The organism is Streptomyces sp. SID3343, from assembly GCF_009865215.1.
Lineage (GTDB): Bacteria > Actinomycetota > Actinomycetes > Streptomycetales > Streptomycetaceae > Embleya.
Genome location: NZ_WWJX01000916.1, coordinates 1 through 10,298, shown reverse-complemented (window position 1 = coordinate 10,298; position 10,298 = coordinate 1). Strand labels below are relative to the sequence as shown.

11 protein-coding genes are annotated in these 10,298 nt (G+C 70.3%); 3 read left to right on the top strand and 8 right to left on the bottom strand.

The window, feature by feature from the left end:
• The 6 genes from GT354_RS28625 to GT354_RS28600 form a co-directional block, all read right to left on the bottom strand.
• On the bottom strand, positions 1-353 hold a 353-nt coding region (locus GT354_RS28625; RefSeq protein ID WP_272923903.1), incomplete at its 3' end, for an urease accessory UreF family protein.
• Positions 354-479: 126 nt separating this feature from the next.
• On the bottom strand, positions 480-2,201 hold the full coding sequence (locus GT354_RS28620; protein WP_161359266.1) for an urease subunit alpha: 1,722 nt from the start codon (positions 2,199-2,201) through the stop codon (positions 480-482).
• On the bottom strand, positions 2,198-2,557 hold the full coding sequence (locus GT354_RS28615) for an urease subunit beta (RefSeq protein ID WP_346012220.1): 360 nt from the start codon (positions 2,555-2,557) through the stop codon (positions 2,198-2,200). Before GT354_RS28615 ends, GT354_RS28620 begins: the two co-directional genes overlap by 4 nt.
• A complete protein-coding gene (locus tag GT354_RS28610; protein WP_161359265.1) occupies positions 2,554-2,856 on the bottom strand; it encodes an urease subunit gamma in 303 nt (100 codons plus the stop codon). The genes GT354_RS28615 and GT354_RS28610 overlap by 4 nt, the downstream gene beginning before the upstream one ends.
• Before the next feature lie 248 nt (positions 2,857-3,104).
• Positions 3,105-4,340 carry an acyltransferase gene (locus GT354_RS28605; RefSeq protein ID WP_161359264.1) on the bottom strand — a complete coding sequence of 412 codons (1,236 nt, stop codon included), beginning with the start codon at positions 4,338-4,340 and terminating at the stop codon, positions 3,105-3,107.
• 257 nt (positions 4,341-4,597) lie between these two features.
• Positions 4,598-6,607 (bottom strand): S9 family peptidase, encoded by a 2,010-nt coding sequence (locus GT354_RS28600; protein WP_202512417.1) that lies wholly within the window; start codon positions 6,605-6,607, stop codon positions 4,598-4,600.
• Positions 6,608-6,690: 83 nt separating this feature from the next.
• Between GT354_RS28600 and arfB the strand changes: the two genes are divergently transcribed.
• Positions 6,691-7,113, top strand: a complete 423-nt coding sequence (gene arfB / locus GT354_RS28595) for an alternative ribosome rescue aminoacyl-tRNA hydrolase ArfB (RefSeq protein WP_161359263.1) — start codon at positions 6,691-6,693, stop codon at positions 7,111-7,113.
• Positions 7,114-7,379: 266 nt separating this feature from the next.
• Positions 7,380-7,883, top strand: coding sequence for an ATP-binding protein (locus GT354_RS28590; protein ID WP_161359262.1), 504 nt, complete (start codon positions 7,380-7,382; stop codon positions 7,881-7,883).
• A 26-nt stretch (positions 7,884-7,909) separates the two neighbouring features.
• On the opposite strand, the gene GT354_RS28585 is transcribed toward GT354_RS28590, so the two are convergent.
• Both GT354_RS28585 and GT354_RS28580 read right to left on the bottom strand, forming a co-directional pair.
• Entirely contained in the window at positions 7,910-8,782 is an 873-nt protein-coding gene (locus GT354_RS28585; RefSeq protein ID WP_237535548.1) for a DUF1206 domain-containing protein, read from the bottom strand.
• 142 nt (positions 8,783-8,924) lie between these two features.
• Positions 8,925-9,908 (bottom strand): acyl-CoA dehydrogenase family protein, encoded by a 984-nt coding sequence (locus GT354_RS28580; protein ID WP_161359261.1) that lies wholly within the window; start codon positions 9,906-9,908, stop codon positions 8,925-8,927.
• A 132-nt stretch (positions 9,909-10,040) separates the two neighbouring features.
• Between GT354_RS28580 and GT354_RS52840 the strand changes: the two genes are divergently transcribed.
• On the top strand, positions 10,041-10,298 hold a 258-nt coding region (locus tag GT354_RS52840), incomplete at its 3' end, for a hypothetical protein (protein WP_202512416.1).

The following is a 10,298-nucleotide window of genomic DNA, read 5'->3' as shown; positions in this document are numbered from 1 at the left end:
GCGGTCCACGGGTCGGTGGGCCAAGCCGCCTTGACCACGCGGCGCAGCGACCGGCCCTGCGCGCGCGACGCGGCCCGGGCGGCGGCGGACGGGGTCCGGGCGTCGAGTTCGGCGTCGAGTTCGGCCCAGGGGGCGTCCTCGGACAATGTGTAGGGTCCGGCGGTGAGCGCGGCCACGGCGGCGAATGCCGCCTGTACGGCGCCCGTGCCGTAAAGCCTGCCCAGCAGGAATTCGGTGAGCGTGTCGAGGTCGCCGACCTCACCGCGCACGATGGCGCTCTCCAAGCCGCCCGAGTGCGCGTAGCCACCCGCCGGAAGGCGCGAGTCTCCGAGGAGGAGTAGTCCAGCACCCATCAGTACCACCTCTTACTGTTCGTAACGTGTCGATGTCGGTCCTGGCCGGTCACCGCAGTCACATTCCTACACCCTGACGGTGAGTCAGCTTCTACTGACCCTCCGTCAATAATCGATCGGGCGCAATCAGAACAGGAAATAACGTTGCGCCATAGGCAACGTTCCGGCCGGCGCCGCGACCACTTTCTCTCCATCGACGCGCACGACGAACGTCTCCGGATCCACCTCGATGCGCGGCATCGCGTCGTTGAGCGGCATGCTCGACTTCCCCCGCCCGCGCACGTCGGCGGTCGGCGCGAGCCGGCGGCCGATGTTCAATCGGGCGGCGAGTCCGTCCTCCAGCGCCGCCTGCGCCACGAAGTGCACCGACGTCGCTGCGGCGGTCCGGGCGGCGGCCCCGAACATCGCCCGCGGCAGCACCGGTTGGGACGTGGGGATCGACGCGTTCGCGTCGCCCATCGCGGCCCACGCGATCGCGCCGCCCTTGACCACCAGGTGCGGCCGGACGCCGAAGAACTTCGGCTCCCACAGCACCAGGTCGGCGAGCTTGCCGACCGCCACCGATCCGACCTCGTCGTCGAGCCCGTGCGCGACGGCGGGGCAGATCGTGTACTTGGCCACATACCGACGGGCCCTCAGGTTGTCGGCGACCCCGTCACCCGCGAGCGAACCCCGCCGCACCTTGTTCACATGCGCGGTCTGCCACGTGCGCAGGACGGTCTCGCCGACCCGGCCCGTCGCCTGACCGTCGGAGCCGATCATCGAGATCGCACCGAGGTCGTGCAGCACATCCTCGGCAGCGATCGTGGGCAGTCGGATCCCGGACTCGGCGAACGCGAGATCCTCGACCACCGCCGAGTCGAGGTGGTGGCGGACCGTCAGCATGTCCAAGTGCTCCTCGACCGTGTTGACGGTGTGCGGGCGGGTCGGATTCGTGGACGAGGGAAGGACGTTGGGCAGCGCTGCCACGGTGAGGACGTCCGGCGCGTGCCCACCGCCGGCGCCCTGGGTGTGACAGGCGTGGATGGACCGGCCGCCGATCGCGGCGAGCGCGCCCTCCAAAAAGCCGGTCTCGTCGAGGGTGTCGCCGTGCAGCGCGACCTGGATGCCGGCGGCGTCGGCCACCCGCAGCGCGGCGTCGATCACGGCGGGGGTCGAGCCCCAGTCCTCGTGCAGCTTCAGCCCCCCGGCGCCGGCTCGAATCTGCTCCCACATCGACTCCTCGGACATCGTGTTGCCCTTGCCCAGGAGTACGAAGTTGATCGGCACGTCGTCGAGCGCCTCGAACATCCGCGCCAGATGCCACGCGCCGGGCGTGACCGCGGTCGCCTTGGACCCCTCGGCCGGGCCGGTGCCGCCGGCCACCATCGTGGTCACCCCGGCCGACAGCGCCTCGGGAAACTGGGTGGGCGAGATCAGGTGCACGTGAGAGTCCACCGCACCGGCGGTGAGGATCAGCCCGTTGCCGGCGACGATCTCGGTCGCGGGACCGATCACCAGGTCCGGATGTACCCCGTCCATCGTGTCGGGATTACCGGCCTTGCCCAGGCCGCAGATCCGCCCGTCCCGAATCCCGATGTCGGCCTTGACGATTCCCCAGTGGTCGAGGATCACCGCCCCGGTGATCACGGTGTCCGGCGCGCCCTCGGCCCGGGTGCGTGTCGACTGCCCCATCGACTCGCGAATCACCTTGCCACCACCGAAGATCGCCTCGTCTCCGGCAGCCCCGCGCGGCCGGGTCAGATCCTCGGTCACCTCCACCGACAACTCGGTGTCCGCCAACCGGATCCGGTCCCCGGTGGTGGGCCCGTAGAGCAACGCGTAGCGATGCCGATCGATGGAAGTCATCGCGCGTCCTGCCGATCCAACGCCCCACCACGGCCCGCCCGCAGCCCCGGCACCACCCGAGCCCCCGCGATCGGTACCAACTCCACCTCCCGCGCCGCCCCGGGCTCGAACCGCACCGCGGTCCCGGCCGGCACATGCAGCCGATGCCCCCAAGCCGCCGAACGATCGAACTCCAGCGCGTCGTTGGCCGCCGGAAAATGCAGATGCGACCCCACCAGCACAGGCCGATCCCCGCCGTTCACCACGCCGAGCACGAGCACGGCCCGCCCGGGATTGAGCGGAATCGGCTCCGATCCCGGCACGATCTCCCCGGGCACCACCGCCGCCAACGACCGCCGCGGCTTCGGTCCCGTCACGGCACCGGCCGATGCACGGTCACCAGCTTGGTCCCGTCCGGGAACGTCGCCTCGACCCGCACCTCCCCGAGCATCTCGGCCACGCCCTCCATCACGTCGTCCCGAGAAAGCACCCGCCGCCCGGCCTCGCGAAGATCCGCCGGCGACCGGCCGTCCCGAGCCCCCTCCAGCAAAAACGAGGACAACACCGCCACCGACTCCGGATAGTTCAGCCGAAGCCCTCTGGCTCTACGCCGCTGCGCGAGGTCGGCCGCATAGGAAACCATCAACCGCTCCTGCTCGTGCGGCGTCAACAACACGTGACGACCCTCCAAGGCCTCGTACCGACTCGTTGCCCTCGAAGCCTGACCGCCGCGTGTTTCCCGAGGTGAAGGAGCACGTAAAGGGCGGGTATCCAACTCCTCACCCGCACCCCGGCACCCGCGGGTGACAGCACTCCCGGTCACGAACGGCGCATGAGTAATCCTGCCCGGGCCGTCGGTCGACGGCCCGGGCAGGATCGGTTGTTCTCAGCTGTTCGGGTGTTCGGGCAGGAGCAGGTCGGCGATCAGCGAGGGGGCGCGCCCTTGTCGGCCGAACCGGTCGCTTCGAGGGCTCGGCTCGTCTCCAGGCGCAGCGTCTTCAGCGACTTCGCCAGACCACGCTTCAACACTCCACCCAGGGTGCGTTCGACCAACCGGTGGATCAGATACGCCACCAAAAGGGCCGAGGCCAGCGCCACGCCGAGCGCGGCGCCGGGGTTGAGGCCGCGGTTGTGCAGCCAGTGCAGCATCGTCCAACCGGCCTCTTGGTGGATCAGGTACAGCGGGTAGGTCAGCGCGCCGAACACGGTCAGACCCGACCACCGGACCCAGCCGAAGTAGCCCAGGGCCACCGCGATGATCACCGCGTAGCAAAGGGTGATGCCGAGCGAGACGCCGGTGGTCGACAGGGTGTGACCGGTGGCCTCGTCGTAGATCGACTTGAGGTGCTTGGCGTTGGTGACGGCCACGATCCAGGTGAACCCGACGATGCCCCACAGCAGCATGTTCGGCCCGAAACGGTGCATGAGATACATCGCCACGCCGGCGATGAAGTAGGGCGCCTGTTCCGCCATCACCAGTTGCGTGAGCATCGGGATCTTGGCGGCGGGCACGAACATGATCGCGATCATCCAGAGCCCACAGAACGCGACCACCCTGCGATAGGTCAGGCCCTTGGCCACCACGATCGCGAAGAGCAGATAGAACTGCAATTCCATCCACAGCGTCCAATAGACGCCGTCCACGTGCTTGAGGTCGAGCGGACCCTGGAACATCGTGAGGTTGCCCGCGATCGTGCGCCAGTCGATCCCGGTCCGGGCGCCGGGACGGCCCAGATCGGAGACCAGGAGCAGGACCGTCGCGGTCAGCGCGATCCCCGCCCAGTAGGCGGGGTAGAGCCTGACTATGCGGGAGACGAAGAAGTCGCCCACCGGTCGGCCCCAGGAACTCATGCAGATGACGAAACCGCTGATGATGAAGAAGAGCTCGACGCCGAGCCAGCCGTACGATGTCACCCGGGCGACCCCGGGCATGAAGTCGTCCGGGATGCGGCCGCCCCAGATCTGCGGTACCGCTATGTCGGCCGTCCAGTGGAAGGACACCACGGCGAGCGCCGCGAACAGGCGCAGAATGTCGAGCGCGTAAAGGCGAGTTCCTCCGCCGCGACGGGCTCGCCGCGTGCGGTGCGCCGTCTCGGGCTTCGGTGCCTCTTCTGCGGGAGGGGGTTGCCCCTCGGCGAGCACCGCAGGCGAAAGTGACATATAGGGGCCTTTACTCGGAAATCCTGAGGGACGTCGTTTGGCCCTGCGGCCATGGGAACAGGAGCTGAACGGGTAGACAGTACTCGTCCATCGAATGCGACTCCTATGCGCGGTGCCACACCAAACAACGTTTTCGACCACGACGGATTCCGGGCCCCTGTCCAAGCGTGCCTCGACGCACCGGGGTGTTGGTCACGGGCTGTGCGGGTCCCGCCCGGTCGCCCGGTCGGGACCCGCGGCTCATCGGCGGTCGTCGCTCAGAAGCCCCCGCCCGGCGGGGCCTCGATCGCGTCCGCCGGGTCGAAACCGAACACCTTGCCGTAGAACCACAGCTCGGCTTCCAGCGCCCGGATGATGTTCTCCGCCTTGCGGAAGCCGTGCTGCTCGCCCTCGAACGCCAGGTAGACGTAGGGGAGTTGCTTCTCCTTGAGGGCGGCCACGATCATTTCGGCCTGAGCCGGCGGGACCACCGCGTCGTCGAGGCCCTGGAACACCGCGAGCGGGCTGTCGAGGGTGGCGGTGTGGTGAATCGGCGAGCGGGCCCGATACACCGCCTCGGCCTCGGGATACGGGCCGACCAGGCGATCCATGTAGCGCGATTCGAATTTGTGCGTGTCGAGCGCGAGCGCCGTGATGTCGGCGACGCCGAAGTGGCTCGCGCCGGCGGTGAAGACGTCCTTGAAGACGAGCGCGGCGAGCGTGGTGTATCCACCGGCCGAGCCGCCGCGGATGGCGAGCTTGGCGCCGTCGACGACGCCCGTGTCGGCGAGGTGGCGCGCGACCGCCGTGCAGTCCTCGACGTCGACGATGCCCCACGAGTCGTACAGCAGGTTGCGGTACTCGCGCCCGTAGCCCGTGCTGCCGCCGTAGTTCACGTCGGCCACCGCGAAGCCGCGGCTGGTCCAGTACTGCGTGCGCAGACTGAGCATCGCGCGCGTCTGCGCGGTCGGACCGCCGTGGATGGACACGATCAGCGGTGGCAGCGTGCCCTCCGGCGCGGTGGCGTCCGGGTTCTTCGGCAGGTAGAGCAGCGCGTGCGCGGTGCGGCCCGCGGCGGAGGGGAACTCGATCGCCTCCGGCGCGCTGAACCACTCCGCGCCGAAGCCGAAGTCACGGGCCGGGCGCAGCCGTTCGATCTGCAACGCCGTCGCGCCCGAGGGCGCGAGCCGGACCCGGCGCGGCGCGTCCTCGTCGTCGGGACCACCACCGATCAGCAGCACGCCGCCGGGCACCGCGTCGAGCTCGGACAACCAGGTCAGGCCGGTCTCCACGCGCGCCGGCGGCTCCTCCGGTCGGATGGGGTCGACGATGCCCAGATGGACGAAGCCGCCCGCGTTGACCGTGCACGCGATCCGGCCGTCGTCCAGGAACGTGTAGAAACGCTCACCGAACACCCACTGCGGGCCGCCGATCTCGGCCTCGATCGGGGCCACCGACTCGACCTGCCCGCCCGCGCCGACGCGGTACAGGTTCCACCACCCGGTCCGGTCCGAGCCGAACCACAGCGCGCCGTCGGGACCCCACTCGGGCTGGACCACCGATTCGCGCCCACCGCCGGCGACCGCCTGGGCCCCGCTGAGCCGCGGCCCCGCCTCGATCGCGGCGACCACGAGTTCGGCCGCGTCCCACGGCATGTCGGGGTGCGACCACTGGGTCCACGCGAGCGCCGACCCGTCGGCGGCCGGTCGCGGCGACGACACGAAGTCGGGCCCGGTGACCAGGACGCGCTCGCCGCCGAGGCCGTCGAGCGGCAGCGCCACGATCTCGTTGACGGCCTCGCCGTGCGCCTTGATCGCGGCCGGCTCGTGGCTCTCGCGCACCGCGACGATCCACTCCCCGGGCCCCCACGCCCCGGCCGCGACGATCGCGAAGTCGGCGTAGCGCAGGCCGGCGTCGACCTCGGGTTCGGCCGTGATCGGCACCGGTGCCGCGTCGCCGGGGGCCAGCCGGTACAACCGCTGGTCCGTCCAGTTCGCGAAGACGAGCACGCCCTCGCGCACGGTCCACGCGGCTCCGCCGTACTCGTGTACGCGGGTGCGCGCGGAGAAGCCGTCGGGCAGGACGTCGGTCGGCTCGGCGCCCGGGACCAGGCGCACCAGTTGGATCCGGCCGCCCTCGGAGGGCCGCCCCTCCGACCACCAGACGTCGTCGCCGTCCGCTCGGATCTCCCCGGGGCTCGCGGCCCCCTCCACCAGGCGCTCCGCCGTGATCGGCGAGGGCCAGGAACCGTATGTCCTCGTGCGTTCGGTGTTCATGTCGGCACTCATCCCCCGATCCTCGCCTGCCGACGACCGGAAGGCACTCGAAAACCGAGTCGACCGCACCGGTGCCGGCACGGGATCATGTGCTTATGACGACAGATCTCGACATTCGCGGCGTGGTGATACCCGCGGCCGAGCTGTCGTGGCGGTTCTCCCGTTCCTCCGGCCCCGGCGGACAGGGGGTCAACACCACGGACAGCCGCGCCGAGGTGTCCTTCGACCTCGCCGGCACCACCGCGTTGCCCGACGTGCTCAAGGCGCGTGCGCTGCGCAACCTGGACGGGCGCCTGGTCGACGGCGTGCTCACCGTCGCCTCGTCCGAGCAGCGCTCCCAGCTGATGAACCGACAAACCGCCGCCCGCCGGCTCGCCGACCTCCTGATCGAGGCGACGGCCCCGCCCCCACCACCTCGGCGACCGACCAAGCCGTCCCGCGGAATGCGCGAGCGACGCCTGGAAAACAAGCATCGTCGCGGTGAGATCAAACGACTTCGGCGATCGACCGGCGACTGATTCGAGTTGCGAATCGGGCGCAATGTCGCGATGAATCGTCACTTACCGAAGCATTACGGATCACACCCGGAAAACCCCGCCCCGATCCCCTTCCGTCATCGCACACTGCCCTCACGGCAACAGCGCTCCGCGAACGACTCGAAGGACTCCGGGATGCCCTCCCCCGTACGTGCTCCACGTCTGGCACCACCCCCGATCGCCCCGAACATGCCGATCGCCACGCACATCCCGATCATCCCGATCGCGAGCGACCCGTCGAGCCTGCCGTGAGCGCGGTAGGGCGTGCCCGGGCCCGCGCCCGGCACGAGGAACGGGTCGCGGCGAGTTCGCGACGCCGTCTCGACTCCGACCTGTGGCCCGGTCCGGTGCTCGTGCGCTGGACCGTGCCGCCCACCGTGGCCGGCGTGCCCGCCGTGCGGCACCGCCTGCGGGACCTGCTGCGCGGCTGGGGTGTCCCCGAGGACCTTGAGGACACCCTCCTGCTGGTGGCGACCGAACTGACCTCCAACGCGGTACGGCACGCGGCGGTCCACACCGAAGTCGTCCGGATCACCGCGTCCCACACCGACCACGACATCTGCCTGGAGGTCGCCGACGGACACCCGTTCCGGCCACGCGCCCTCCTGGAGACGGGCCCCGACTCCGAGGACGGGCGCGGCCTGATGATCGTAAAACTGCTGGTGGCCGAACTCGGCGGCCACATCGACGTGTTGCCCACCGGCCCCGGCAAGGCGATCCGCATCACCGTGAGCGAGGAGGCCGTCGGATAGCCGCCGCCCGAGCGGCCCGCCCGCCGTCAGCGAACCTTGCGCCACCGTGCCTCGCAGAAGGAGTAGACCCCGAACACGACCAGACCCAGCGCGATCACCACGAGCAGCGCCGGCCCCGCCGGCGTCTCGGCGAACGAACGCAGCGTCTGGTCCACGCCCTTGGCCTTGTTCGGGTCGAACTTCACCGCCGCGTAGATCACGAACCCGCCCGCGACGCCGAACACCGCGCCCCGACTGACCCCGCCGACGACGCCGACGACATCGACGAGTTTGCGCTGCCTCGCGCTCATCTCGCCCGTCATCAGCTTCTCCCGGAACTTGCGCATCGCGTAGCGCACGGCCATCCCGACCCCCACGCCCAGCAGCACGAGTCCCGCGATTCCGACGAGGTATCGGCCGCCGGGCCAGTCCAGGGCCTTGGCCGTCAGGTCCTTCGACGTCTTGTTGCTGCTCCCGCCGCTGTCCTGGCCCTGCCCGCGCGAGCCACCGGCCGCGGTGAGCGTACGGATCAACGACGTGACCACGACCCCGTAGAAGATCGCCCGGCCGAGCGACATCAGCCGTTTGGTCGCCTTGTTCCCGTCCGGCGTGGCCTGGCCGAACGCGGCCTCGGTCAGGCGCCACAGGCACATCCCGATCAGCGCGACGACCAGCGCCCACAGCATGGCCTCGCCGAACGGCTTGTTGCCGATCTCCTCGACCGCGCCGCCCCGGTCGGCCTCCTGGTTCTTGTTCCCGAGCGCGATCTGCACGGCGATGACGCCGACGATGACGTACAGGAGGCCGCGGGCGGCCAGGCCCGCCTTGGCAAGGCCGACCATCACCTTGCTGTCGGCGGCCCGGCGGCCTGCGGCCTTGGCTTCACGGCCCGATGCGGCCATGGAGGCTGACGCTGACATGTCGTTGTCCCCACTGGTCTCCGGAGCGGTGCCCGACCCGGTTGTTCCGACTTCCGGTCGGTCGGACGTCTGCCCTGGCGATGCCTGGGCAAACGGCACGCAAAGCCGGTGGGACTCACGGGGATTCGAGGGGACGGCGAGGTCAGCGGAAGGCGTCGAGCCCGGTGAGCGCCTTGCCGATCACGAGGGTGTGCATCTCGGAGGTGCCCTCGTAGGTGAGCACCGATTCGAGATTGTTCATGTGCCGGATCACCGGATATTCGAGCTGAAATCCGGCGATCGGTCGGCCGAACTGCTCGCGCGAGCCCGCGTAGTCGAGCGCGGCCTCGAAGCACGCCCTGGCCGCGCCGACCGAACCCCACACGATGCCGTAGCGGGCCTCCCCCAGACACGTGAGCGGGCCGCGCATGCCGACCACGTCGGGCAGTACCGCGTCGGCCGGCAGTCGCACGTCGTCGAACGTCAACTCGCTGGTGACCGACGCGCGCAGGGACATCTTGTGCTTGATGTCGACGGCCGAGAACCCGGCGGTGTCGGTCGGCACGACGAAGCCGCGGATGCCCTCCTCGGCCTGCGCCCAGATCACCGCGACGTCCGCCACCGACCCGTTGGTGATCCACATCTTGCGGCCGTTGAGCAGCCAGTCGTCGCCGTCGCGCTCGGCGTGCGTGCGCATCGAGGCCGGGTCCGACCCGTGGTCGGGCTCGGTCAGGCCGTAGCAGCCGATCGCGTCGCCGGCGGCCATCCGGGGCAGCCAGGTCCGCCGGTGTTCCTCACTGCCGAAGCGGTGGATCGCGAACATCGCCAGCGAGCCCTGTACCGACACCAGCGAGCGTAGGCCCGAGTCGCACGCCTCCACCTCCAGGCAGGCCAGGCCGTACTGCACGGCGCTCGTACCGGCGCAGCCGTAGCCCTCCAGATGCATGCCCAGCACCCCGATCCCGCCGAGCCCGCGCGCGACCTCGCGCACCGGCAACTCGCCGCGCTCGAACCACTGCGCCACGTGCGGCGTGAGGTGGTCGGCGCAGTAGCGGCGCACGGTGTCGCGGATCGCCTTGTCCTCGGGGTCGAGCAGGTCGTCGATCCCGAGCGGATCGGCCGGGTCGAACGCGGGCGCCTTCGCCATCTGTTTCCTCCTGTACTGCTGCTGCCGGTCCGGATGTCGCGCGTCGGGGCCGTACGTTCGGCCCCGAACGCACGGCCCGACGACGCCGGTAGATTGCCCCTCGCACGAATTCGCGACACGGGGAGCACGACCATGACCCAGCCACCGTACGAGCCACACCCCATATTCGGTGCCGGCGAGCCCGGGGAGACGCCCGAGGAGCGGCAGCGACGGCTTGAGGAGGAACGCCGCCGGCAGCGCCGCGAGGACGCGGTGGAGGCGGCGGCCGAGGTCGGCGGCGAACCGCTGTTCAGTGGGGACGGCGGCGGGGGCGGCAGTGGGGACGGCGGCCACGGCGGGGGCACCGGCGGCGGGGACTCCGGGGGAAGCGGAGGGGGCGGGAGCCACGGC